Source organism: Tianweitania sediminis (genome assembly GCF_017813335.1).
GTDB classification, from domain to species: Bacteria; Pseudomonadota; Alphaproteobacteria; order Rhizobiales; family Rhizobiaceae; genus Tianweitania; species Tianweitania sediminis.
This window is the reverse complement of sequence record NZ_JAGIYY010000006.1, coordinates 169,242-192,950: the sequence shown is the minus strand read 5'-3', so window position 1 is coordinate 192,950 and position 23,709 is coordinate 169,242. Positions and strand designations below refer to the sequence as shown.

Annotated in this window: 22 protein-coding genes and 1 tRNA gene; 16 read left to right on the top strand and 7 right to left on the bottom strand. The window is 60.9% G+C overall.

Annotated features, from left to right (window positions below; all coding sequences use genetic code 11):
- Nucleotides 1-5 precede the first annotated feature (5 nt).
- From nuoN to J5Y06_RS16660, 8 genes are all read left to right on the top strand, one after another.
- On the top strand, nt 6-1,442 hold the full coding sequence (gene nuoN / locus J5Y06_RS16695; RefSeq protein WP_209336308.1) for an NADH-quinone oxidoreductase subunit NuoN: 1,437 nt from the start codon (nt 6-8) through the stop codon (nt 1,440-1,442).
- 65 nt (nt 1,443-1,507) lie between these two features.
- Nucleotides 1,508-2,275 (top strand): biotin--[acetyl-CoA-carboxylase] ligase, encoded by a 768-nt coding sequence (locus tag J5Y06_RS16690; protein WP_245247978.1) that lies wholly within the window; start codon nt 1,508-1,510, stop codon nt 2,273-2,275.
- Nucleotides 2,276-2,285: 10 nt separating this feature from the next.
- Nucleotides 2,286-3,962, top strand: coding sequence for a ribonuclease J (locus J5Y06_RS16685; protein ID WP_209336306.1), 1,677 nt, complete (start codon nt 2,286-2,288; stop codon nt 3,960-3,962).
- A gap of 24 nt (nt 3,963-3,986) precedes the next feature.
- Nucleotides 3,987-4,391 (top strand): methylmalonyl-CoA epimerase, encoded by a 405-nt coding sequence (gene mce / locus J5Y06_RS16680; RefSeq protein ID WP_209336305.1) that lies wholly within the window; start codon nt 3,987-3,989, stop codon nt 4,389-4,391.
- Nucleotides 4,391-4,666, top strand: a complete 276-nt coding sequence (locus tag J5Y06_RS16675; RefSeq protein WP_209336352.1) for a DUF1467 family protein — start codon at nt 4,391-4,393, stop codon at nt 4,664-4,666. The genes mce and J5Y06_RS16675 overlap by 1 nt, the downstream gene beginning before the upstream one ends.
- Nucleotides 4,667-5,070: 404 nt before the next feature.
- Entirely contained in the window at nt 5,071-6,399 is a 1,329-nt protein-coding gene (gene proS, locus J5Y06_RS16670; protein WP_209336304.1) for a proline--tRNA ligase, read from the top strand.
- A gap of 71 nt (nt 6,400-6,470) precedes the next feature.
- Nucleotides 6,471-7,697: a lipoprotein-releasing ABC transporter permease subunit gene (locus J5Y06_RS16665; RefSeq protein ID WP_209336351.1), complete on the top strand. Its 1,227-nt coding sequence runs from the start codon at nt 6,471-6,473 to the stop codon at nt 7,695-7,697.
- Nucleotides 7,697-8,380, top strand: coding sequence for an ABC transporter ATP-binding protein (locus J5Y06_RS16660; protein WP_209336303.1), 684 nt, complete (start codon nt 7,697-7,699; stop codon nt 8,378-8,380). Before J5Y06_RS16665 ends, J5Y06_RS16660 begins: the two co-directional genes overlap by 1 nt.
- Nucleotides 8,381-8,519: 139 nt before the next feature.
- Here the strand turns inward: J5Y06_RS16660 and lipB are convergent, their stop codons facing one another.
- The gene (gene lipB / locus J5Y06_RS16655) at nt 8,520-9,332 is read right to left on the bottom strand and encodes a lipoyl(octanoyl) transferase LipB (protein ID WP_209336302.1); all 813 of its coding nucleotides are present in this window, start codon (nt 9,330-9,332) and stop codon (nt 8,520-8,522) included.
- Between the two features lie 189 nt (nt 9,333-9,521).
- Between lipB and J5Y06_RS16650 the strand changes: the two genes are divergently transcribed.
- A tRNA-Leu gene (locus J5Y06_RS16650) sits at nt 9,522-9,606 on the top strand.
- Between the two features lie 148 nt (nt 9,607-9,754).
- Here J5Y06_RS16650 and J5Y06_RS16645 read toward each other — a convergent pair.
- The gene (locus J5Y06_RS16645) at nt 9,755-10,375 is read right to left on the bottom strand and encodes an FMN-binding negative transcriptional regulator (protein ID WP_209336301.1); all 621 of its coding nucleotides are present in this window, start codon (nt 10,373-10,375) and stop codon (nt 9,755-9,757) included.
- A 204-nt stretch (nt 10,376-10,579) separates the two neighbouring features.
- On the opposite strand from J5Y06_RS16645, the gene J5Y06_RS16640 reads away from it, so the two are divergent.
- The 3 genes from J5Y06_RS16640 (at nt 10,580) to J5Y06_RS16630 (ending at nt 13,210) form a co-directional block, all read left to right on the top strand.
- On the top strand, nt 10,580-11,176 hold the full coding sequence (locus J5Y06_RS16640; protein ID WP_209336350.1) for a transglycosylase SLT domain-containing protein: 597 nt from the start codon (nt 10,580-10,582) through the stop codon (nt 11,174-11,176).
- Nucleotides 11,177-11,325: 149 nt separating this feature from the next.
- Complete coding sequence (gene mgtE, locus J5Y06_RS16635) at nt 11,326-12,738, top strand: magnesium transporter (RefSeq protein WP_209336300.1); 1,413 nt, start codon at nt 11,326-11,328, stop codon at nt 12,736-12,738.
- 85 nt (nt 12,739-12,823) lie between these two features.
- Complete coding sequence (locus J5Y06_RS16630) at nt 12,824-13,210, top strand: MerR family transcriptional regulator (RefSeq protein ID WP_209336299.1); 387 nt, start codon at nt 12,824-12,826, stop codon at nt 13,208-13,210.
- A 53-nt stretch (nt 13,211-13,263) separates the two neighbouring features.
- On the opposite strand, the gene J5Y06_RS16625 is transcribed toward J5Y06_RS16630, so the two are convergent.
- The 4 genes from J5Y06_RS16625 to J5Y06_RS16610 all read right to left on the bottom strand — a co-directional run bounded on the left by J5Y06_RS16625 (nt 13,264) and on the right by J5Y06_RS16610 (nt 17,915).
- Complete coding sequence (locus tag J5Y06_RS16625; RefSeq protein WP_209336298.1) at nt 13,264-14,769, bottom strand: tripartite tricarboxylate transporter permease; 1,506 nt, start codon at nt 14,767-14,769, stop codon at nt 13,264-13,266.
- 4 nt (nt 14,770-14,773) lie between these two features.
- Nucleotides 14,774-15,235, bottom strand: a complete 462-nt coding sequence (locus J5Y06_RS16620; RefSeq protein WP_209336297.1) for a tripartite tricarboxylate transporter TctB family protein — start codon at nt 15,233-15,235, stop codon at nt 14,774-14,776.
- Nucleotides 15,236-15,305: 70 nt separating this feature from the next.
- A complete protein-coding gene (locus J5Y06_RS16615) occupies nt 15,306-16,280 on the bottom strand; it encodes a tripartite tricarboxylate transporter substrate-binding protein (RefSeq protein ID WP_209336296.1) in 975 nt (324 codons plus the stop codon).
- A 177-nt stretch (nt 16,281-16,457) separates the two neighbouring features.
- Nucleotides 16,458-17,915: a TrkH family potassium uptake protein gene (locus tag J5Y06_RS16610; RefSeq protein ID WP_209336349.1), complete on the bottom strand. Its 1,458-nt coding sequence runs from the start codon at nt 17,913-17,915 to the stop codon at nt 16,458-16,460.
- Between the two features lie 390 nt (nt 17,916-18,305).
- Here J5Y06_RS16610 and J5Y06_RS16605 point away from each other — a divergent pair, with 390 nt between their 5' ends.
- A complete protein-coding gene (locus J5Y06_RS16605) occupies nt 18,306-19,649 on the top strand; it encodes a DEAD/DEAH box helicase (RefSeq protein ID WP_209336348.1) in 1,344 nt (447 codons plus the stop codon).
- 79 nt (nt 19,650-19,728) lie between these two features.
- Nucleotides 19,729-20,925, top strand: coding sequence for an MFS transporter (locus tag J5Y06_RS16600; protein WP_209336295.1), 1,197 nt, complete (start codon nt 19,729-19,731; stop codon nt 20,923-20,925).
- A gap of 7 nt (nt 20,926-20,932) precedes the next feature.
- Here the strand turns inward: J5Y06_RS16600 and J5Y06_RS16595 are convergent, their stop codons facing one another.
- Nucleotides 20,933-21,724, bottom strand: a complete 792-nt coding sequence (locus J5Y06_RS16595; RefSeq protein WP_209336294.1) for an SDR family NAD(P)-dependent oxidoreductase — start codon at nt 21,722-21,724, stop codon at nt 20,933-20,935.
- A 218-nt stretch (nt 21,725-21,942) separates the two neighbouring features.
- On the opposite strand from J5Y06_RS16595, the gene J5Y06_RS16590 reads away from it, so the two are divergent.
- Entirely contained in the window at nt 21,943-22,980 is a 1,038-nt protein-coding gene (locus J5Y06_RS16590) for a cysteine synthase A (protein ID WP_209336293.1), read from the top strand.
- On the top strand, nt 22,977-23,708 hold the full coding sequence (locus J5Y06_RS16585) for an alanyl-tRNA editing protein (protein ID WP_245247974.1): 732 nt from the start codon (nt 22,977-22,979) through the stop codon (nt 23,706-23,708). The genes J5Y06_RS16590 and J5Y06_RS16585 overlap by 4 nt, the downstream gene beginning before the upstream one ends.
- Nucleotide 23,709: the final 1 nt, after the last annotated feature.

Genomic DNA, 23,709 nt, shown 5'->3' with positions numbered 1-23,709 from the left:
ACGCCATGATCCCGGCATTCTCAACCAGCCTGCAGCTGCTCGGACCGGAACTGATCCTCGCGGTCGGGGCGCTGGTCCTGCTCATGGTCGGCACCTTTGCGGGCGCGGCGGCGAACCGCCTCGTCACCGGCCTGGCAGTCGCGGTGCTGCTGGCGGCCCTGCTTTGGATGTGGGTCTACGGTGAGAACGGGCTGGCTTTCGGCGGCGCGTTCGTGCTGGACCCGTTCGGCCGCTTCATGAAAAGCCTGGCTTTGATCGGATCGGCGGCGACGCTGATCATGTCCGTGGGCTTTGCCAAGGACGAGCGCTTTGACAAGTTCGAGTTCCCCGTTCTGATCGTGCTTTGCTCGCTCGGCATGATGCTGATGATTGCGGCAAACGACATGCTCGGGCTTTACCTCGGCCTGGAGCTTCAATCGTTGGCGATCTATGTGCTCGCCGCTTTTAACCGCGACAGCCTGCGTTCCACCGAGGCAGGCCTGAAGTATTTTGTGCTCGGCGCCTTGTCTTCAGGCATGCTGCTTTACGGAATTTCTCTGGTCTACGGTTACACTGGCCACACCAATTTCCAGGCGATCGCGTCGCTTCTCCTTGGTGCTGAGCGGCAGCTCGGCCTTGTTTTCGGCCTTGTTTTCGTACTTGCGGGTCTCGCCTTCAAGATTTCGGCCGTGCCGTTCCATATGTGGACGCCGGACGTTTATGAGGGTGCTCCGACGCCGATCACCGCCTTCATGGCCGCAGCGCCGAAGATGGCTGCCATGGCGCTGACCGTGCGCGTCACGATGGAAGCGTTCGCGCCAATCTCGTTGGATTGGCAGCAGATCATCGTCTTCATTTCCATTGCGTCTATGCTGCTCGGTTCGTTTGCCGCAATTGGCCAGCGCAACATCAAGCGCCTCATGGCCTATTCGTCGATCGGCCATATGGGCTTTGCCCTGGTGGGGCTTGCAGCGAATTCGCAGGAAGGCGTGCGCGGCGTCGTGCTTTACATGGCGATCTACCTCGCGATGACCCTCGGCACCTTTGCGGTGATTCTTGCGATGCGCCGCAAGGAAGGGAACGCCGAGCAGATCGACGATCTCGCGGGGCTTTCCACCACGCACCCGATGATGGCGCTGGTGCTTACCATCATGATGTTCTCGCTTGCCGGCATTCCGCCGCTCGCCGGTTTCTGGGCCAAGTGGTACGTGTTCCTGGCGGCCATCGATGCCGGGCTTTACGCCCTGTCCGTGATCGGTGTGCTTGCTTCCGTGGTTGGCGCGTTCTACTACCTTCGTCTCATCAAGATCATGTGGTTCGACGAGCCCACCACAGGCTTCGTGCCCGTTGCCGGCGAGTTGCGCCTGGTGCTTGGTGTGACGGCTGCGTTCACGCTGTTCTACGTGTTGATCGGTGGGCCGCTCGGAACCATGGCGCAGGCTGCGGCTGCTTCCTTCTTCTAGATATGACGCGCTTCGCACTCGCTCCGGAAGCCGAGGCAGGTGGCTTTCGTTTGGAAGGCCACCATATGGTCGGCTCAACGAACAAGATGGCGCTGGAGCGGGCCGCGAGCGGGGATCCGGGAAATCTCTGGATCTGCGCGCTGAAGCAGGAAAGCGGACGTGGTCGCCGCGGGCGTGTTTGGGAAACCCCTGCGGGGAACCTTGCGGCGACGCTGCTGGTGGTGGCGCGCTTCGAACCGAAGCTCGCTGCGACCCTTGGTTTTGTAGCAGGCCTTTCCCTTGTTGACGCCCTGGCCGAGATCGCGCCGGACGCGGGCGTTGAGATTGCGGCCGATGGGGGCAGTGACGGCGGCGGCACGCGCTTCGCTCTTAAATGGCCGAATGACGTGCTGGGCGAGGGCGGCAAGCTTTCGGGCATCGGCCTGGAATCGAGCGTGTTGCCGGACGGCCGATTTGCAGTCGCCGTCGGGATCGGGGTCAATGTGCTGGCACATCCGGATAACACACCTTATCCCGCCACGTCGCTGCGGGCGTTGGCCGTGGAGGCGAGCGCAGAAGACGTGTTCCTTGCGCTCAGCGGGGCTTGGGCTCGCAACAGCCGGGACTGGGACAATGGGCGTGGCCTAGGCCGGATCCGGGATCGCTGGCTGCAACGGGCGGCTGGATTAGGCGGCGAGGTGGCCGTGCGCCTTGACGAAAAGGTTCTGCGCGGCCACTTCGAAACAATCGATGAAGATTGCCGGTTCGTGATCCGCCTGCCCGATGGCAGCAGGACCAGCATCGCAGCCGGTGACGTGCATTTTGGAGCCGTTGCATCCGCAGCGGCCTCGTAAAGGAACAAGATTGGCAGATAACAACAACGCCGAACTGGTTTTCGTCCCCCTCGGCGGCGTGGGCGAAATCGGCATGAACTTCGCGCTTTATGGGCTCGGTCCCCCAACTGCGCGGGAATGGATCGTGGTGGATGTTGGGGTGACGTTTCCCGGCCCCGACCTGCCAGGTGTCGACCTCGTGCTGCCGGACATCCGCTTTATCGAAGCGCAGGTGAAGACCCTGCGCGGCATCGTGATTACGCACGCTCATGAGGATCACTATGGAGCGCTGTTGGATCTTTGGCCAAGGCTGAAGGCGCCCGTCTGGATGACGCCGTTCAGCGCCGGCTTGCTTGAAGCCAAACGCGCGGCGGAAGCCAAGGCGTTGAAGATCCCGGTTGAGATCTACAAGGCGGGATCGACGTTCCAGGTTGGGCCTTTCAGCATTGAGGCGATTGCGGTCACTCACTCCATTCCTGAGCCGGTCTCGCTGGCCATCACCACACCCCTGGGCACGCTGATCCACACGGGTGACTGGAAGATCGATCCGGCGCCCACCCTGCCGCCGCTGATCAACGAGAACCGCTTCCGCGCTCTGGGTGAGGAGGGCGTGCTGGCGCTTGTCTGCGATTCCACCAATGCGCTGCGGGAAGGCGAATCGCCTTCCGAGGAAGAGGTGGGGGAGGGGATCCGCAAAGTCATCGCGGACGCACCGGGACGCGTCGCTGTGACCACGTTCTCGTCCAACGTCGGTCGTATCAAGTCAATCGCAGAAGCCGCCCTGGCAACGGATCGCCAGGTGCTGGTTCTCGGGCGCTCGCTGAAGCGCGTAATCGATGTGGCGGGGGAACTCGGCTACCTCGAAGGACTGCCTCCTTTCATCGGCGAAGACGACTTTGGCTACATCCCGCGCGACAAGGTTGTGATCCTGTGCACCGGCAGCCAGGGCGAGCCGCGCGCCGCGCTGGCCAAGCTCGCGCGTGACGAATTCCGTAATGTCGCTCTGTCGCCGGGCGACATCGTCATTTATTCGTCGCGAAGCATTCCAGGGAATGAAAAGGCGATCCTGGAAACAAAGAACCTCTTGATTGACCAGGGCATTCGGATCATCGAGGATGGTGATGGCGATGCGCTCGTCCATGTGTCGGGCCATCCCCGGCGCAACGAGCTGCGCAAGATGTATGACTGGGTGAAGCCACGCATCGCCATTCCCGTGCACGGGGAAGCGGCGCATCTTTCAGCCCACGCCAATCTGGCGCGTGACTGCGGTGTGCCGGAGGTTCCGCGCGTGCGAAACGGCGATCTTGTGCGGCTCGCTCCGGGCGACGCAATCGTGATCGACCAGGTGCCGGTCGGGCGCTTGATGAAGGATGGGCGGTTAATCGGCGGCGAGGCCGAGACCGGTGTTCGTGATCGCCGCAAGCTGTCCTTTGCCGGTCATGTCGCACTCAACGTGGTGCTTGACGAACGCTACGAGCTTTCCGGCGATCCTGATCTTGTTGCGATTGGCCTTCCCGAAAGCGATGACCGGGGGGAAGATTTCGAGGAAATGTTGTTGGACGCGGCAGTTGGCGCCTTCGACAGTATCCCGCGGCAGCGGCGCAAGGATCTGGATTTGGTATCAGAAGCCGTCCGACGCGCCGTCCGATCGGCGGCCAACGAAGTCTGGGGCAAGAAGCCGCTCGTGACTGTCTTCGTCACGCGCTGATGCCCGGTTGAAAGGAGAGCCAGCATGCTCGGTCGATTGAACCATGTGGCCATTGCGGTTCCCGATCTTGCGGCCGCGGTCGCGGTTTACCGGAACACGCTCGGGGCTCGCGTGACGGAGCCACAAGCCTTGCCAGACCATGGCGTAACCGTTGTGTTCATCGAACTTGGCAACACCAAGATCGAGCTCCTCGAACCGCTCGGCGCCGACTCCACGATCGCAGGGTTCTTGGTCAAGAACCCTGCCGGCGGTATGCATCATGTCTGTTACGAGGTCGATGACATCCTTGCGACGCGTGACCAGCTGAAGGCAGCCGGCACACGCATCTTGGGAGACGGCGAGCCTAAGATCGGCGCGCACGGCAAGCCCGTGCTCTTTCTGCATCCCAAGGACTTCCAAGGCACTCTGGTCGAGCTCGAACAAGTATGATGGGCTGGATTTCCTTTATCGCCATTTACTTCGTTCTGTGGTGGCTCGTGCTCTTCGCCGTGTTGCCGTTCGGCTTGCGCACGCAAGACGACGATGGAGACGTGACCTTGGGCACCACAGCCAGTGCGCCGCGCGGCCCTCACATGGCGCGAGCGATCCTCTGGACCACCCTCGTCACGAGCGCGCTCATCGCCATCTACTATTGGGGCACGCAGGTTATGGGCTACAGTTTCCGCGACTTGCCGCTCTTTGTACCGGCAGAACTGGCGGCCTGAACTAAACCACGCAACAGAAGACGAAAAAAAAGCAAGGCCGAAGCCTTGCTTTTAAGATACGCGTCCGATCATTAACCCAATTGGGCGGCAGCGAGTAACCGCGCCTAGATCGCATCCTCCCAAGACTTGACCGCGCCAGAGAATGACCGATTTTGTTTCTTCATTCTCTTTGTTGTTCAAAAACCTTAACGTGGTGACACATAGTTGTCACGAGGAATCTTGGCCGCAACGCCCACTTCTTGTGCTGCGCTGCACAAATCCATGGCAGCGACAGGGCCTCGAGCGCGGAAGCGTCGCTCGCGGGGCCGGGTTTCCAATTTGCCGTGAAATGGCTATGAAGCGCGACCATTCTCGCTCTCAAAGCAGCCGATTCCGGTTGCCCAATCATCCCGTGGACTCTGACAATGCGGCTATCGCGCTATTTCCTGCCCATCCTCAAGGAAACGCCGCGCGAGGCGGAGATCGTGTCGCATCGCCTCATGCTGCGGGCTGGGATGATCCGCCAACAGGGGCAGGGCAGCTTCTCCTGGCTGCCGCTGGGCAAGAAGGTGCTGGACAAGGTTTGCCAGATCATCCGCGAGGAGCAGAACCGGGCCGGTGCGCTTGAGATCATGATGCCGACGATCCAGTCGGCCGATCTTTGGCGTGAAAGCGGCCGTTATGATGCTTATGGCAAGGAGATGCTGCGCATCAAAGACCGTCATGAGCGCGACATGCTTTATGGTCCGACGAACGAGGAGATGGTGACGGACATCTTCCGGACCTATGTGAAATCCTACAAGGACCTTCCGCTCAACCTGTACCATATTCAGTGGAAGTACCGCGACGAGGTGCGGCCACGCTTCGGTGTGATGCGGTCACGCGAGTTCCTGATGAAGGACGCTTATTCTTTCGACATTGACTTCGAAGGCGCGAAAGCTGCCTATTACCGCATGTTCGTGTCTTATCTGCGCACCTTCGAGCGCGTGGGCATGAAGGCGATTCCCATGAAGGCCGATACGGGCCCGATTGGCGGGGATCTGAGCCACGAGTTCATTATCCTGGCCGATACGGGTGAAAGCGGGGTTTTCTGCCACCGCGACTATCTCACCATGGCTGTTCCCGGTGCGGACACCGACTTCACCGACGATGCGGCGATTGCGAATATCGTCCAGCATTGGACGACGCCTTACGCCGCTACCGATGAGATGCATGACGAGGCCGCGTGGAACGAAGTGCCGACCGACAGCCAGGTTGCCGCACGGGGCATTGAGGTCGGCCACATCTTCCACTTCGGTGAGAAGTACTCGAAGCCCCTGGGGGCCAAGGTTCAAGGCCCGGACGGCAAGGATCATTTCGTTTCCATGGGATCGTACGGCATCGGTCCGTCGCGGCTGATTGCAGCGATCATCGAAGCCAGCCACGACGACAACGGCATCATCTGGCCGGAAGCGGTTGCGCCCTTCGACGTCGTGATCATCAACATGAAGGCCGGCGACGCCGAATGCGACCGCGTCTGCGAAGATCTTTACGCCGCGCATGAGGCGGCCGGTCTCGACGTGCTTTATGACGACACCGACCAGCGCGCGGGCGGAAAGTTCGCCACTGCGGACCTGATTGGCATTCCCTGGCAGGTGATCGTAGGCCCCCGCGGCGTGGCCGAAGGTGCGGTGGAGGTCAAGCGGCGCGCGACCGGCGAGCGCGACGTGAAGACGATCACCGATCTCAAAGCTGCGCTGGGGAAGAAGGCTTGACCGCGGCTGCGCCAGTGCCTGGACAGACCTTGGAGCCAGCAGGCGCCGGGCCATTCTCGGTCTTTGAGAGGATGGTGGCGTGGCGATACCTCCGGGCCCGCCGTAAGGAAGCCTTCATCTCCGTGATCGCGTCCTTTTCCTTTGCCGGGATCATGCTGGGCGTTGCCACGCTCATCATCGTCATGGCGGTGATGAATGGGTTTCGCACCGAACTGCTGACGCGCATCCTCGGGATCAACGGCCACATCATCATGCAGCCGATCGATCGGCCGCTCGATGATTATGCGGAGGTTGCCCGCCGCATCGAAGGTGTCGGCGGGGTGCGGTATGCCCTGCCGCTCGTGGAGGGCCAGGTCCTCGCATCCGGCACAGTCGGTGCCGGCACGGGCGCGCTCGTGCGTGGCATTCGAGGCGAGGATCTCGCCAAGGTGGAACTCGTTTCGCGAAACATCCGACAGGGGACGCTGGAGGGCTTCGATGGGGGCGATGGGCTGGCGATCGGCACGCGCATGGCGCAAAGCCTCGGGCTTGCCCTGGGAGACCCGATCACCCTGGTGTCGCCGGAAGGCGATGTGACGCCCTTCGGCACCACTCCACGAGTGAAAAGCTACCCGATCACCGCAATCTTTGAAGTAGGCATGTCGGAATATGACGCATCCATCGTGTTCATGCCGTTGGCCGAGGCGCAGCTATACTTCAACGTGGAGGGGCTGGCTCAGACCATCGAGATCTATGTCGAAGATCCCGACAACGTCGACGCGCTGAAGATTCCAATTGAAGATGCGGCGCAGCGGCAACTGGTGCTGACCGACTGGCGCCTGCGCAACCAGACCTTCTTTTCGGCGCTGCAGGTCGAACGCAACGTCATGTTCATGATCCTGACGCTGATCGTGCTGGTGGCTGCCCTCAACATCATCTCGGGCTTGATCATGCTGGTGAAGGACAAGGGCCGCGATATCGCTATTCTGCGCACCATGGGGGCAAGTCGCGGCGCCATCATGCGCATCTTCCTGATGACCGGATCGGCAATCGGGATCAGCGGGACGATCGCGGGCGTCGTGCTGGGTGTTGTCGTTTGCCTCAATGTCGAGCGCATCCGGCAGTTCTTTTCCTGGTTGTCTGGCACAACCCTGTTCAATCCGGAACTCTACTTCCTTTCCCAGCTTCCGGCGGAAATGGACATGCAGGAAACGGTTTCCGTGGTGCTGATGGCGCTGGTGCTGTCGTTTCTTGCGACCCTGTTTCCGGCATGGCGCGCTGCACGTCTCGATCCGGTCGAGGCGCTGAGGTACGAGTGATGTCGGGGCAGATTGTGCTGGCGCTAAAGGGCGTTCAGCGTCATTACGAACAAGGCGAGAAGCGCCTGTCCATTCTGTCCGGTGCAGATTTCGTTCTGCATCGGGGTGAAATGGTTGCGCTGGTGGCACCCTCCGGCGCGGGCAAGTCCACCCTCCTGCACACGGCCGGCTTGCTGGAGCGCCCGGACGCGGGCGAGGTGGTTCTGGCTGGCCGCGATTGTGGCAAGCTAAACGACCAGGAGCGGACCGCCGTTCGCCGCAACGACATCGGCTTCGTTTACCAGTTCCACCACCTGTTGCCCGAGTTCACCGCGGTGGAAAACATCGCCATCCCGCAGATGATCAAGGGCCTTTCGCCCAGGGAAGCGACTGCGCGTGCCGAGCAGCTGCTCGACTACATGAAGATCGGCAAGCGCGGGCATCACCGTCCGGCGGAACTGTCCGGCGGTGAACAGCAGCGCGTCGCGATTGCACGTGCAGTGGCCAATGCCCCGCTGGTGCTTTTGGCAGATGAACCCACCGGTAATCTCGATCCTGTCACGGCGTCTTATGTATTTGACGCCATGGAAGCCCTTGTCCGGCAGTCCGGCCTTTGCGCCTTGATCGCTACACATAACCATGAGCTGGCAGCGCGCATGAACCGTCGCGTGACCCTGCAAGACGGCAAGATCGTCGACTTCTAGCGCATCGAGCGGCTTATCGCGCCTTGTTCTCCGACGGATCGTTTATCTTCTCTTAACCTTGGCAGGAGGATAGCGGGAGAACGCAACCGGAACACTTGCAATTTGAACAAAAGTAGAACAAAAAGGGGACATCAGAAGATCAAGGAGCTAAGCCATGACCGAGTTGTTCCAGGACGTGTTCTCCCTTGTTTCCATCAGCGCGTTTTTGGTCGGCGCTGCGTTCTGGATCGGAGCTTTCTGAGGCTGCGGTCGCACCGAATACCTCGGCGAAGCTTCGCTTGAGAGCGAGATCAAGGTCGCCCATGGCGGCGGGGATTCCCAGATCCACGAAGCTGGTGACCCCATAGCCGCTGATGCCGCAAGGCACGATGCCGGAAAAATGTTCGAGATCCGGCTCCACATTTATGGCGATGCCGTGGAAGCTCACCCAGCGGCGTAGCCGTATGCCAATCGCCGCGATCTTGTCTTCAGCCATTTCCCCTGTGGGGAGAAGCGGGCGTTCGGGGCGGCGAACCCATACGCCGACGCGGTCATCCCGCTGCTCCCCTTTAATGTTGAAGCTCGCCAGGGTACGGATGATCCATGCTTCCAAGGCGGCAACGAAGGCGCGGACGTCTTCGCGCCTCCGCTTCAGGTCGAGCATGACATAGGCCACGCGCTGGCCGGGTCCGTGATAGGTGTATTCTCCGCCGCGACCGGCGTGGAAGACGGGAAAGCGGCCGGGGGCGAGGAGGTCGCTGTCTACCGCGCTTGTGCCTGCCGTGTACAAGGGCGGATGTTCCACCAGCCAAACCAGTTCCGGGGCCTCGTGGTTGCGAATGGCCGCAACGTGCGCTTCCATGAAGGCGAGCGCGTCCTGGTATTCTGTGAGACCCGGTTCGACGCGCCATTCCACCGGAGGCGTGCTCAACTTCGGAAGAAAGGTGGGGTCGATCGCGTCGCGGTGCGTCATGGAAAACTGCTGCTCGGCAAAGAGAGTTTAGAGCCGTCTTCCATATAGTCCGCGAACGCGCAAAACGCACGTTGTGAGAGGATTGCGCGAAATGCATGGGGATGCGCTTTTTCCCGGGCTTTCGCTCTTGTGCCCTCCGAACCCTTTTGCTAGATGCGCGTGGCCGGTCGGTGACCGGATCTACCACGTGCGGTCGTGGCGGAATTGGTAGACGCGCAGCGTTGAGGTCGCTGTGCCGCAAGGCGTGGAAGTTCGAGTCTTCTCGACCGCACCATCTCTCTTACAGCAGTTGGCTTCTGCCTGGAGGCCCGCGGAAGTCGGTCTATAGATCGGTAGTTGCCGCCTATTTGGCCTCGACATCATTAGGGCCCGAACGTTCTGTGGTCGATTGAGCTTCAGCATAGCCGACCGTCTCCACCCTGTCAGCGCATGAGGGCAGCGACGGAGCGGTCGGCTTCGAGATCGCTGGCAGTGAGCCCATCGACCACACCGCGCCGATCCGCTTCGCTGCGATTCTGGCTCATCTTCATCTTGCCTTCCACTCGGGTGATTCTAAACCGCAGGCCGACGATACCCTTGAGTTGGCCCTGGATGAACTTCTCCGGCGCGTCGGAAACAGACCATGGCTTTCGACGGGTGCCTTCGTGAAGATCCGTCAAGCGCGTGACGGCTTCGCGCAAGCGCACCTCGTCCTCAAAGAACTCGGCCTCACCATAAACATGCACGGCTGCATAGTTCCACGTCGGAACAACCCGCCCATGCTCCTGTTTGGTGGCATACCAAGAGGGCGTCACATAAGCGTTCGGTCCGGCAAAGGTGACGAGCGCCTCGCCGAGAGGTGTTGCTTTCCATTGCGGATTTGCTCTCGCAAGATGGCCGTAAAGAACTCCATGTTCTTCTTCGGAGTCCATCAGAAGCAGGGGCAGCGGCGTTGCCAGCAGGCCCTCCGTGGTTGCCGTGATCAGCGTGGCCAGACGCGCTTCGCGCATCATCTTATGCAGAATCGTCGGATCATCCTCGAGGAATGCAGGGGGCGTGTACATCTATGCGTTCCAGCTTCGACAAGAACCGATCGTTGCCAGCGAGGCTGGGCAAACTCAAGAAGTCCTCGTTGAGCCACCAGCAGGACTTGCCGATTTAGCCAACCCCAGCCACCTGCTTTGCCTGTCCGGGTGCGCCTCAACATGGCCTTACGGGTAAACGCGAACTTTAGGCGAAGTTTAATCATGAGCCTGTTGTCTGGTTCTATGCAAATCCGTTTGTCCCTCATTGCAGCACCGTTGCTTCTTGTGTTTCTCGCCGCTTGCGCGAGTGCACCGCCGAGCCGCATCAACGACGCCTGCGCCATTTTCGACCAGCGCGATAGCTTCTTCGACAACTGGCATTCGGCCGCCAAGGACGCTGAACAGGCACATGGCATTCCGATCCACGTTCTGATGGCGACCTTGCGAAAGGAGTCGGGGTTCAAAAGCCACGCCCGCCCGCCGCGCACCAAGCTGCTCGGCTTTATTCCGTGGAAGCGGCAATCAAGCGCCTTCGGATTTTCGCAAGCGCTTAACGGCACCTGGGCGCAGTACCAGCGGGAAACGGGCAGGGCACTCGCGCGGCGCAACCGTTTTGCCGATGCGGTCGATTTCGTTGGTTGGTATCACGCGAAAAGCGCAAGCACCCTGGGCATCGCGCGCAGCGATGCCGGCAACCTGTACCTTGCCTATTATCACGGGTGGGCGGGGTATTCGCGCGGCAAGCATCGCGCGAACGCTTCCATCCAGCGCTATGCCCGCGAAACAGCTGCAATGGCCGAGAAGTACCGAGCCCAACTGGCGCGCTGCGGCCGTCTCTGACTAGCTTCCCATCTCAATTGCCTGACGGCTCGGTATCAAACTGGGCCGGTAACCTCATTTCGTTTTGCCTCTGACATAGAAACTAGCTATCTGACGACCTAGCAGGCTCCAGGCCAGCTGTTCCCAATTCCGCAGGCCTGGAGGCGCACTTGGAAGATCCGCACGCCTTTGACCGCGACCCCGCCAACGGCGAAGCGTCGGACATCTATGGCGAAGACGGCGCGATCCGCTCCAGCTTCCTTCACACGATCGGCGAAATCCTGGAGACGGAGGACGCGGATCGTCTGAAGGAGGAGATCGCCGATCTCCACCAATCCGAAGTCGGTGACCTGCTGGAAGCGCTGCAGCCAGATCAGCGCGGGCACCTTGTCCGATTGTCGGGCGCCGATTTCGATTTCACGGCGCTGACGGAAGTCGACGACACGATTCGCGCCGAGATCGTCGAATCGCTTCCGAATGAACAGATCGCGCAGGCGGTGCAGGAGCTCGACTCCGATGACGCCGTATACATTCTGGAAGATCTGAATGCCGAGGATCAGGAAGAGATCCTCGCGCAGCTTCCGTTTCCCGAACGTATCCGTCTGCGCCGATCCCTCGACTATCCGGAAGAAACAGCCGGTCGTCGCATGCAAACGGAGTTCGTTGCGGTGCCGGCTTTCTGGTCGGTGGGGCAAACGATCGACTACCTGCGCGACGATCAAAACCTGCCGGAACGCTTTAGCCAGATCTTCGTGGTGGATCCTACTTTCAAGCTGGTGGGTGCGGTGGATCTCGACCAGGTGCTCCGATCAAAGCGCGGGGTGCGAATCGAAGAGGTCATGCATGAAATGCGGCATGCGCTTCCTGCCACGATGGACCAGGAAGAAGCAGCGCGGGAATTTGAGCAGTACGACCTCCTGTCTGCCGCCGTGGTGGACGAGAACGAGCGGCTCGTTGGCGTCTTGACGATTGACGACGTGGTGGACGTCATCCAGCAGGAGGCGGAAGAAGATCTTCTGCGAATGGGCGGCGTGGGCGACGAAGAATTGTCGGATTCGGTGCGCGTGACCTCGCGCCTGCGCGTGCCGTGGCTTCTCGTCAACCTTGTCACGGCCTTTGTTGCTGCCTCGGTGATCAGCCTTTTCGAAGCGACGATCGAACAGATCGTGGCGCTCGCCGTGCTGATGCCGATTGTGGCCGGCATGGGTGGCAATGCCGGCTCTCAGACCATGACGGTGACGGTTCGCGCGCTCGCAACCCGCGATCTCGACATCTACAACGCCGGACGCATCATCCGCCGTGAAATGGGGGTCGGCATCATCAATGGAGTTCTTTTCGCGGTGCTGATCGGCGCTGTCGCCGGCTTCTGGTTCGAGGATACGGATATTGGCGGCGTGATTGCCGCAGCCATGATCATCAACATGTTTGCCGCAGCGCTCGCCGGCATCTTGATCCCGCTTCTGCTTGATCGCGTCGGCGCCGACCCGGCCGTGTCTTCGTCGGTCTTTGTGACGGCCGTGACGGACATCGTCGGGTTCTTTTCCTTTCTCGGCATCGCCACCTGGTGGTTCGCGCTCAGCTAAAGGCTCGGCAAACCGTGCTCCGGTTTGACTTTTACGTAAATGCGGTGACATGCTCTGCCACCTTTTTCTGCAGAGTTGGCGAAGCGTGCGAGAGTACTACACGATCACCGAACTGACGCGGGAATTCGACGTTTCCACGCGCACCCTGCGTTTTTACGAGGACGAAGGTCTCATCCATCCTGTGAGGCGTGGCCGCACACGGTTGTTCCGGCCCAGCGACCGGCACCTTCTGAAGCAGATCCTGCGCGGCAAGCGTCTTGGCTTCTCGATCAACGAAATCCGGGAGATCGTGCAGATGTACAAGGAGCCGCCCGGAGAAGTCGGGCAGCTCAAGCTGATGATCAAGCGAATCGATGAGAAGCGCGACAGCCTCAAGCAGAAGCGCCGGGACCTCGAGGAGACACTTCAGGAACTCGATCAGGCCGAAGAGTCCTGCGTCGAGCGGCTGGTTGAACTCGGCGTCAACACCTGATGGGCGACGTTAGCGGCTAGAAGCCTCACAGAAACGCTGTCCGTCCTATGTAGTCAGTCTTCCTCGACGAAGACTTCCTCGCGCTTGCGACGCACTGATGGAAGGAACACGACCACCAAAACGGCGACGGCGATCAGCAGGAGGATAGCGCTGATCGGGCGTGTCACGAAGACGGATGGGTCACCGCGCGAGATGATCATGGCACGGCGCAGGTTTTCTTCGAGAAGCGGCCCCAGGACGAAGCCCAGCAGCAGAGGCGCGGGCTCGCAGCGCAGTTTGACGAGGCCGTAGCCAAGCAGACCAAACAACGCGACGGCATAGAGGTCGTAGGGATTGCCGTTGACGCTGTAAACGCCGATGGAGCAGAAGGCCATGATGATCGGGAAAAGGACGTAATAGGGCACTGTCAGGAGCTTCACCCAAAGGCCGATGAGCGGAAGATTCAGGATCACCAGCATCAGATTGCCGATCCACATGGACGCAATGATGCCCCAGAACAGCGCCGGCTGCTCGGTTGCGACGTTGGGACCTGGCACGATCCCCTGAATGATCATGGCACCAATCATCAGGGCCATCACGGGATTGGCAGGGATGCCAAGCGTCAGCATGGGGATAAAGGACGTTTGCGCGCCCGCATTGTTGGCAGACTCGGGCCCCGCCACGCCGGCCACTGCGCCGTGACCGAATTCCTCCGGACGTTGCGATACACGCTTCTCGACCGTGTAAGAGGCGAAAGAAGCGAGGATGGCGCCACCGCCGGGAAGGATACCAAGCGCCGAACCGATCGCGGTGCCCCGCAGCACGGGCGCTACGATCGCGCGCAACTCCTCTCGCGAGGGGAAAAGCCCCGATACCTTCGTGATCACGGCTGTGCGTGTTTTCTCGCTTTCGAGGTTGCGGAGGATCTCCGCAACGCCAAACACGCCAACCGCAACGGCGACGAAATTCAGGCCATCGGCATATTCGCGGATGCCCAGGGTGAAGCGAGGTGTGCCGCTGTAGATGTCGGTGCCGACCAGGCCTAGCAGCAGCCCGAGCACGACCATCGCCAAGGCCTTGATGATGGAGCCGTGCGCCAAGGCGATCGAGGAAACCAGGCCCACCACCATCAGCGAGAAATATTCGGCTGCACCGAATTGGAGGGCAATGGAGGTCAGCGGCGGGGCGAAGATTGCGACAAGGAACGTGGAAACCGTTCCGGCGAAAAAAGACCCGATTGCAGCAATGGCAAGGGCTGCGCCCGCTTTGCCTTTTCGCGCCATCTGGTAACCGTCGATCGCGGTCACCGCGGATGAGCTTTCGCCCGGCATGTTGATGAGGATGGCTGTGGTGGAGCCGCCATACTGGGCGCCGTAGTAGATGCCGGCCAGCATGATGAGCGACGACACGGGCTCCAGCTGAAAGGTGATCGGCAGCAGCATGGCAATCGTGGCCGTGGCGCCAATGCCCGGCAGAACGCCAATCAGCGTGCCCAGCAGAACGCCGATCAGGCAGAACAACAGGTTCCAGGGCGAAGCGGCCGTTGCGAAGCCCAGAGCCAGATTGCTGAAGAGATCCATCAGGTCAGTATCCGAGCCAAGGGCCGAAAAGGCGGAAGGGCAGCCCCAGCGCTTCAATGAACACCAGCGATGCGAAGATGGTGACGGCGGCGGCAACCAGGAGCGCCCGCAGGATGGTCATTCGCGTCGAGGCAAAGGAGGCGACCAGCGCGGTCAGGAACAACGACGGGACGAAGCCAAGCCCCCTGACGGTCAATCCGAAAACGATCGGCGCAGGCAAGATCAGGAGCATGCCGCGCCAGGCGACGGCCCCTAAAGCCTCACCCGACACCTGTGTGGCCTGGATCAAGACGATCAACCCCAAGCCGATAAGGATCACGGCCAGCACCAAAGGGAAGTAGCCCGGACCCATTCGGAAGGCCGTGCCAAGGTCGAGGCCATAGGCCTGCACGGCGAAGAACCCACCGAGGATGATGAAGAGCAGGCCAGCGAAGCCGTTCACCTTGTCGAACGACAGGGATTTCATGATGTGGTTCCGGGTAAGGGTAGGGAGCAAGGAGCGGGAGGGCGGCAAGGCCCACCCGCTCACCGCAGGATCAATCCGCGTATTGGCCGGCGGCTTCGATCACCGGCTTCCAGCGATCGATTTCACCTTCCAGCTTCGCCTTCAGCGCAGCAGGGGTTGCATCTTCCGCAGGCGACGGCTCCGTGCCGAGTTCGGCGAAACGATCAATCACGTTCTGGTCGGCCAGGGCCGCCTGCAGCGACTTGGACAAGCGGTCAACCACCTCGGACGGCGTGCCCTTCGGGGCATACAAACCATGCCAGATCGAGACGTCGAACTCCTTCAGCCCAGCTTCGCTGCCAGTCGGCACATCAGGAAGAACATCCAGGCGCTCGGGCGCAGTCACGGCGTAAGCCTTGATGGTGCCGCCCTGGATCTGCTTGGTGGTGTTGGTGGTCTGGTCGCACATGATGTCGACTTGGCCGCCGAGCAGGTCGGTCATAGCTGGACCGGTGCCCTTGTAGGGAACGGTCACCAGCGGTGTTTCGATCGCGCTCATGAACAGCATGCCGCACAGGTGCGAAGCAGCGCCGATACCAGCATTGGCAACCGTCACCGTATCCTTGTTGGCCTTCGCATATTCAATGAGCCCCTTGAGATCGGTGGGTTCCAGATCCTTCCGGGCGACAAGTGTCATCGGAACTTCCGTGACGAGGCCGATGTACTCGAAAGCGTTGAGCGTATCGAAAGGCAGCTTGCGGTAAAGCGTGGCGCTGGTGGCCATGCCGATGTGGTGGAGCAGCAGCGTGTAGCCGTCGGCTTCCGCATCAGCGACGCGGGCAGCACCAAGGGTGCCGCCGGCACCGCCAACATTTTCCACAAGGACCTGCTGGCCGAGGTCTTTCGACATTGCTTCGGCCACAAGTCGCGTCACCGTGTCGGTAGGACCGCCGGCGGAAAACGGCACGACAATGGTAATATTCCGCTCCGGAAACGACTGCGCCGAAGCGAAGCTGGTGGTGGCAAGGGTGAGTGCGGCAGCCAGTGACGCAAGAAGTGCTTTCATTGATTCCTCCTTTTCGAGAAGGCGCGACCGGTCTCCTCCCGATCACTGCTTCTGCAGCATGGTTCTTTTATTTTGCTGCTGAACGCAACCGGGCGAAGGTCCTGATCACGGACATTGGTGGCCAACACCGGTCAAACACCCTTATTCTTTCGTCGCATACGCAATGCAAAGGCTGCCTCAGCGGCCCCAGAAGCCCGGCGTGAAGATCACCAGAACCGCCAATATCTCCAGCCGCCCAAACAACATCGCCAGCGAAAGCACCCATTTCGCGGCGTCGGGAAAGGTCGTGTAGTTGCCAGCCGGACCTACGATGTCGCCCAATCCAGGGCCGACATTCGCGAGCGCTCCCACCGTTGCCGTTGTTGCTGTGGTCAGGTCCAAACCAGTGGCCGCGAGCAGCACGCTGCCGAGCAGCCAGATCATCATGAAGGCGCAGATGAAAAGCACGACGCTGCGCTGCATGACGTCATCAACAGGGCGGTCACCGTAGCGGACCGGCAAGACCACATTGGGGTAGATCAGGCGCCGCAAGCCGTTGGCCATCAGCCGGTAAAGAATAAAGAAGCGATAGGCCTTGATGCCGCCTGACGTCGATCCCGAGCATCCGCCGAGGAAGCTCGCCACGAAGAAGCAGGCGATCGCGAACGGGCCCCACAGGTTGTAGTCGTCGCTTGCGAAGCCCGTGGTGGTGATCACGGACACAAAGTTGAACGTTGAGTGGGTCAGCGCTTCCCAAAAATCCACCCCGTCGATCGTGCGGAGATAGACCGTGACGCCAAGGGACAGCACGATCGTGTAGCCGAGGAAGACGCGGATCTGCGGATCTCGAATGGCTTCGGTGCGGCCACGGATTGCAAACAAAATCAGGATCGACGAGGGCAAAGCGGCGATCGTCATGAAAACGATTGCGGTCCACAAGACCGCGTAGTTGTCGCCGTAGCGGCCGAACGAGGCGTCATGCGTGGAAAACCCCGCGGTCGAAACCGTGGACATCGCGTGGTTGATTGCGTCAAAGCCAGTCATGCCCGCGGCGGCGTAGGACACGGCGCAGGTTAGGGTCAGCAAGGAATAGATGGTGAGGAGGGCGACGGTGAAAGTCGTCAGCCGCTCGAAAGGACGGTCTTCAATGTCGGACGACTCGATCTTGAAATAGGTCACGCCGCCGATGTTCAGGTAGGGCAGGATGAAGAGTCCCAAGGCGATAACCCCGATGCCGCCCATCCACTGTATCAGGGAGCGCCAGAACAGAATGCCCGGCGGCGCGCTGTCGAGACCGGTGATCACCGTTCCCCCGGTGGTGGTGATGCCGGAAACAGACTCGAAGATTGCGTCCGTCAGGCCCATCTCGAGCGAGGATAAGAGGAAGGGAACAGATCCAGCGAGGGCTGCGGTGCCCCACAGGAGGTTCACCAGCAAAAAGCCAAAGCGCGGCGAAACGGAGGGGGCGCTGGATTGCGTCGCGAGAGCCACGGCGAGCGAAAACCCACCCGTGAGGAACGCCGAAAAGGCAAAGACCTTCCAGTCTTCGTTGCCATAATAAAGGTCGACGGCCGCCGGCAGCAGCATCGTGCCAGACAGGTAAAGTCCGAAGATGCCTGCGGCATGTACCGCGGAACGAACAGCTAGGCTTTGCAAGGAGGTGGCGATCCAAACAACAGGAAACAACGGCAATCGGCGCAACCCGCATAAGCGATGAGCGGCTTCTCGTCCATCGGAGCTCATTGCGTGCTGGTATCGCCGAGCGATCTTGCGCTGCAGCGCATGACCTGCCATATACGGCCTGCAGGCGCATGGGCCGGGTCTGCCGGCTTTCTCCTTATGGGACTGGTTGCGTCGTATTCCTCGCGTGTTCGTGAGGAATAACATTGCCTCTGTTAGGCACGGCAGCGCAACCGAACGGACTTACCTCCGTCGCCTCGTCGTTTCTCATCATCTCTGCCGCGGGGCTGCGCCCGTCGGCACATTGCGGCATGTGTCCGCAGGATAGTTCTTTTGACTGATATCGAAACCACCACCATTCCGACCATGGCCGAACTCGGCTTGTCAGGAACACTTCTTCAAAACACAGCCAATGCAGGCTTCGTCACGCCGAAGCCGATCCAGGTTGCCGCCATTCCCGTGCATCTGGAAGGTCGCGACATCGTCGCCATTGCGCAAACCGGCTCCGGCAAGACCGCTGCCTTTACGCTTCCGATCCTGTCCAAGATCGCAGCACTCGGAAGCAAGCGAACGCCGAAGACGGCGCGCGCACTGATCCTTGCGCCAACGCGTGAACTCGCGGTGCAGATCGAGGAAACGATCCGTTCCGTAACGAAGGGCATGCATATTTCGACTGCTCTCGTGCTTGGTGGCGTGTCACGCTTCAGCCAGGTCAAGAAGCTTGCGCCGGGAGTCGATCTTCTGATCGCGACGCCTGGCCGGCTCGTCGACCTCGTGCGCGAAAACGATGTGGTTCTCTCGGAAACACGCTGGCTGGTGCTGGATGAAGCCGACCGCATGCTGGACATGGGCTTCATCAACGACGTGAAGCGTCTGGCAAAGGCCACCCATCACAAGCGGCAAACGGCGCTGTTTTCAGCGACCATGCCCACTGAGATCGCCTCTTTGGCCGACACGCTGTTGAACGACCCGGTTCGCATCGAAGTTGCGCCGCAGGGCACGACCGCGAAGGAGATCCAGCAGAGCGTTCACATCGTGCCGCTGAAGCAGAAGCGGGTCTTCCTGTCCAAGCTGCTCGGCGATGAGGCGATGAGCCAGGTGATCGTTTTTGCACGCACCAAGCACGGTGCCGATCGCGTCACGCGTGATCTCGAAAAGGACGGCTTCAAGGCCGCAGTGATCCATGGCAACAAGTCCCAGAATGCGCGTCAGAAAGCTTTGCAGGGTTTCCGCGACGGTTCGGTTCGCATTCTGGTCGCGACCGACATCGCCGCGCGTGGCATCGACGTGCCGGGCATCAGCCATGTCGTGAACTTCGACTTGCCGGATGAAGCGGAAAGCTATGTCCACCGGATTGGACGCACCGGCCGCAACGGCGCCGATGGCATCGCCATCACGCTTTGCGATCCGGCTGAGGCAGCAAAGCTTCGTGCTGTGGAAAAGGTCACCCGCACCAAGCTGACCATCGTCAGCGACCTTTCAGGTGGCGTGGATCTCGATGCGGCCGCCGCTCAGCCGCAGGCGCCTCGTGGCGCGCGGGGAAATCAACGCCCGCAACACGCCCGCGGCGGCAAGCGTCCGGAAGGGCAGGGCCGTGCTGCGACCGGTGGTAATGGCGATGTCCGCGGCGGCAAGCCAGAAGGGCAAAAGCCATTCCGCGGCAAGCGTCGCGGTTGGAGCAACCGCAAGCCGGCTCCACGCGCAGCCTGATTGCAATCCCCCCATCGATCGCATAGGCGGAGCCGGGAAACCGGCTCCGTTTTTCGTTCGGGGCGGTGGGAGGTAAGCCTTGGTTGGACTCGTCGCGTTTGCGCTCGGCTACATGCTGTCGCAATTCTACCGGACCTTTCTCGCGGTTCTCACTCCGGCTCTCACCGCTGAACTCGGCGCAACAAAAGCGCAGCTGTCCCTGGCCTCCGGTGCATGGTTCGTGGCCTTCGCCCTGATGCAATTTGCCGTCGGCGTTTGGCTCGACCGCTATGGACCGCGGCGAACTACCAGCCTTCTCCTTGCCGCCGGCGGCGGTTCAGGCGCAGCGGTGTTCGCCACGGCCAACAGCCCCGAAATGATCATCGTTGCCATGGCACTCATCGGGATCGGATGTTCGGCCGCGCTGATGGGCGCTGTTTACGTATTTTCCAAAAGCTATCCGCCGGCCAAGCTGGCGCTGCTCACGTCGATGATGGTTGGGATCGGAAGTCTCGGCAACGTGGTGGGCGCCTCGCCGCTCGCCAATGCCGCGGAGATGTTTGGCTGGCGCGAAGTCATGGCGGGTCTTGGCGTTTTCACCCTTTTTGCCGCGGGCGCTGTTTTTCTTCTCGTGCGTGATCCGGAACCGACCCATATCGGGCATGCATCGGGAGCAGGCTTTCGAGGCTATATCGAGCTCCTAAAGATCCCGGCGCTTTGGGCGATCATCCCCCTGACGGCGGTGAACTACGGTCCTGTGGTGAATGTCCGAAGCCTTTGGGCCGGCACCTACCTGACGGATCTATACGGCGCGGATGCGCTGACGATTGGGCGCGTCACCCTGTTCATGGCGCTCGCTATGGTGGCAGGGAACTTCCTTTATGGACCGCTGGACACCCTGCTGCGGACCCGCAAATGGATCGCTGTCGGCGGCAATCTGATCAGCCTTGTTGTGGTTGTGATCCTCGCCAGCCAGCCTGTCACCAGCATCGCCACTGTCACTCTTCTGTTCATCGCCATGGGTCTTGCGGGGGCGAGCTACGGACTTCTCATGGCGCATGCGCGCGCTTTCTATCCGCCTCACCTGGTCGGTCGCGGTTCCACCTTGATGAACTTCTTCTCGATCGGCGGCGTGGGAGCGATGCAGTTCGCGAGCGGCGCAGTGGTGACTGCTGCCACGGTTCCAGGCGAACCGTCTGCGGCTTATTCCGCGCTGTTCTGGTTTTATGCGCTTCTGCTAGCCTTGGCCGTTCTGATCTACCTGTGGTCCACGGACGCCAAGCCCGATCGGCCCTGATCAAGCATCATGAGGGCCGTCGACCCCAACGGGTGAGACGAAAAAGAAGCGGAAACAGGATGGCGTGCGGCAAAAGGCGCACCGCCTTCATGGGCCAGGCCAGCCGGCGCGGGAACGTCACTTCGAAGCCGCCATCTTGGAGGCCGCTCGTGATCCGCTTGGCAGCGGCATCCGGTGTCATCAGGCCGGGCATGGGGAAGCGGTTCAGCCGGGTCATGGCTGTATCCACAAAGCCCGGATTGATGACCTGAATGCGGATATCCAGCGTGTGGAAGTCAAAGCGCAGGGACTCGGCCATTGCGTTTAAGGCGGCTTTCGTCGCGCCATAGGCGGCGGTGCCCGGCAGCCCGAAATAGGCGGTTAGGGAACCGACAATCGCAATTTGCCCCTTGTTGCGCGCCTTCATGCGCTCGACGACCGGCGCCATGCAGCGAACCACCCCAAACAGATTCACGTCGTAGACGCGCTCGTAAAGAGGCGGCTGGATGCGAACGCCCGTGGCTGGAAGGGAGGTTCCGGCATTCAGAACCGCCAGTGCGATCGGGCCGAGCTCCTGTTCGATGCGTTCCACTACGCTCCGCACCTTGGCTTCATCCGTGACATCGAGCGGAAAGGGCACAATGCGTCCCGGAGCAACCGCTTCCTTGGCGAGATCGTCCAAGCGATCAGCGCTTCGGGCTGAGGCCGCCACCGTATAGCCGGCGCGCGCCAGAGCGAGGGCCAGGGCATAGCCAATACCGCCGCTTGCGCCGGTGACCCATACGGTGCCGTCTTGTGGTGTGGCGCGATATTTCGTCATGAATCGGCTCTCCGGAGCGATGCTCCTAGACTGTTCGATGCGGATGCGGAACCCCGCACGTCCCTTCGAACTTCGGCTGGTCAAAGGCGTTGTTGCTGCGCGACGCCTGCCTGTTGGGAGGATGATCCTGTCTGGCCTCCCTTCTCGGAAAATGTGCGTCTTGCGTGGTGGGCCCCGCCTTCATAGGTTCGTCTCTTCACACCTACAGCGAGGAAATCATGGACCGCTCCGTAATCGACGTGATCGGCAATACGCCGCTCATCCGGCTCAAGCGCGCTTCGGAAGCCACGGGTTGCGAAATCCTTGGCAAGGCGGAATTCATGAATCCGGGCCAGTCGGTGAAGGATCGAGCCGGACTGTTCATTATCCGTGACGCCGAAGCCAAAGGATTGCTGAAGCCCGGCGGCATCATCGTGGAGGGCACGGCCGGCAACACCGGTATCGGTCTGACGCTCGTGGCCAAGACGCTTGGCTATCGCACCGTGATCGTCATTCCCGAAACGCAGAGCCAGGAGAAAAAGGATGCGCTTCGCGTCCTCGGGGCCGAACTGATCGAGGTCCCCGCGGTGCCGTACCGGAACCCCAACAACTACGTGAAACTCTCCGGACGCCTGGCCGAACAGATGGCGCAGACTGCCTCCAATGGAGCGATCTGGGCTAACCAGTTCGACAACACGGCCAATCGCGAAGGTCACATCCGCACAACGGCGCAGGAGATCTGGGAGCAGACCGGCGGCAAGATCGACGGTTTCGTGGCAGCGGTCGGCAGTGGCGGAACTTTGGCCGGTGTCGGCATCGGGCTGAAGGAGCACAACGCCGCCGTGAAGATCGCCATCGCGGATCCGCTCGGGGCTGCGCTCTACAACTTCTACACCGAAGGGGAGTTGAAATCGGAAGGTAGCTCGATCACGGAGGGCATCGGTCAAGGACGCATCACCGCCAATCTAGAGGGTTTCAAGCCCGATTTCGCTTATCAGATCGCCGACGAAGAGGCCCTGCCGATCGTGTTTGACCTCGTGCAAGAGGAGGGGCTTTGCCTCGGGGGCTCGTCTGGCATCAACATCGCCGGCGCCATCCGTCTTGCCCGCGATCTTGGGCCGGGCCACACCATCGTGACGGTCCTTTGCGACTACGGAACGCGTTATCAGTCGAAGCTTTTCAACCCGGATTTCCTGCGCTCCAAGAACCTGCCGGTGCCAGCCTGGATGGAGCAGGAAACGACGATCCAGCCGCCGTTCGAGGCTGTTCCATCTTGAAAACCATTCCTCTTTTTCGCGACGACGCTTACCTCGCCCATACGCAAGCGACCGTACAGCAGGTCGATGAGCGCGGGATCGTCCTGGATCGCACGATCTTTTACGCGACATCGGGTGGGCAGCCCGGCGACACGGGCCGCCTCATTCGCGCCGACGGCGCAGAAATCGCGATCACCGGAACGGTAACGGGCGAAACCAAGGAAGATATCTTCCACCTTGCCGCGGAAGGGGCCGACACTCTTCGCGCCGGCGACACCGTCGATTTGCTGATCGACTGGGAGCGGCGCTTGCGGCTGATGCGCATGCATACTGCTTGCCACCTTCTCACGACCTTCTGCCCATATCCGGTGACGGGAGCCGCGGTTTCGGAAGAGGATTCGCGTGTCGACTTCGACATGCCCGACGGCGGAATGAGCAAGGAAGAAGCGACGGACAGATTGATGCAACTCGTCCGCGCCGATCACCCTGTATTCGTGCGCATGATCGGCGAAGACGAACTGACCGCCAACCCCGCGCTGGTGAAGTCAAAGAACGTGCGGCCGCCCTCTGGTTCAGGTCAGATCCGGCTCGTCTGCATCGGCGGGAATGCCAGCGTCGATAGCCAGCCGTGCGGCGGCACGCATGTACGCTCGACTAGTGAAATCGGTGACATTCACATCGGGAAGATCGAGAAGAAGGGCCGGGAAAATCGCCGCTTCCGGCTGCGCTTCGGGACCTTGGGAGGATAAG

Excerpts from the sequence above, each read along its gene's own strand:
- J5Y06_RS16625 (WP_209336298.1), bottom strand. The coding sequence starts at position 14,769 with ATGGATCTCTTCAGCAATCTGGCTCTGGGCTTCGCAACGGCCGCTTCG.
- J5Y06_RS16665 (WP_209336351.1), top strand. The coding sequence starts at position 6,471 with ATGGTGGCGTGGCGATACCTCCGGGCCCGCCGTAAGGAAGCCTTCATC.
- J5Y06_RS16605 (WP_209336348.1), top strand. The coding sequence starts at position 18,306 with ATGGCCGAACTCGGCTTGTCAGGAACACTTCTTCAAAACACAGCCAAT.
- J5Y06_RS16660 (WP_209336303.1), top strand. The coding sequence starts at position 7,697 with ATGTCGGGGCAGATTGTGCTGGCGCTAAAGGGCGTTCAGCGTCATTAC.
- J5Y06_RS16620 (WP_209336297.1), bottom strand. The coding sequence starts at position 15,235 with ATGAAATCCCTGTCGTTCGACAAGGTGAACGGCTTCGCTGGCCTGCTC.
- mce (WP_209336305.1), top strand. The coding sequence starts at position 3,987 with ATGCTCGGTCGATTGAACCATGTGGCCATTGCGGTTCCCGATCTTGCG.
- nuoN (WP_209336308.1), top strand. The coding sequence starts at position 6 with ATGATCCCGGCATTCTCAACCAGCCTGCAGCTGCTCGGACCGGAACTG.
- J5Y06_RS16590 (WP_209336293.1), top strand. The coding sequence starts at position 21,943 with ATGGACCGCTCCGTAATCGACGTGATCGGCAATACGCCGCTCATCCGG.
- lipB (WP_209336302.1), bottom strand. The coding sequence starts at position 9,332 with ATGACGCACCGCGACGCGATCGACCCCACCTTTCTTCCGAAGTTGAGC.
- J5Y06_RS16645 (WP_209336301.1), bottom strand. The coding sequence starts at position 10,375 with ATGTACACGCCCCCTGCATTCCTCGAGGATGATCCGACGATTCTGCAT.
- J5Y06_RS16615 (WP_209336296.1), bottom strand. The coding sequence starts at position 16,280 with ATGAAAGCACTTCTTGCGTCACTGGCTGCCGCACTCACCCTTGCCACC.
- J5Y06_RS16675 (WP_209336352.1), top strand. The coding sequence starts at position 4,391 with ATGGGCTGGATTTCCTTTATCGCCATTTACTTCGTTCTGTGGTGGCTC.
- J5Y06_RS16690 (WP_245247978.1), top strand. The coding sequence starts at position 1,508 with ATGGTCGGCTCAACGAACAAGATGGCGCTGGAGCGGGCCGCGAGCGGG.
- J5Y06_RS16640 (WP_209336350.1), top strand. The coding sequence starts at position 10,580 with ATGCAAATCCGTTTGTCCCTCATTGCAGCACCGTTGCTTCTTGTGTTT.
- proS (WP_209336304.1), top strand. The coding sequence starts at position 5,071 with ATGCGGCTATCGCGCTATTTCCTGCCCATCCTCAAGGAAACGCCGCGC.
- J5Y06_RS16595 (WP_209336294.1), bottom strand. The coding sequence starts at position 21,724 with ATGACGAAATATCGCGCCACACCACAAGACGGCACCGTATGGGTCACC.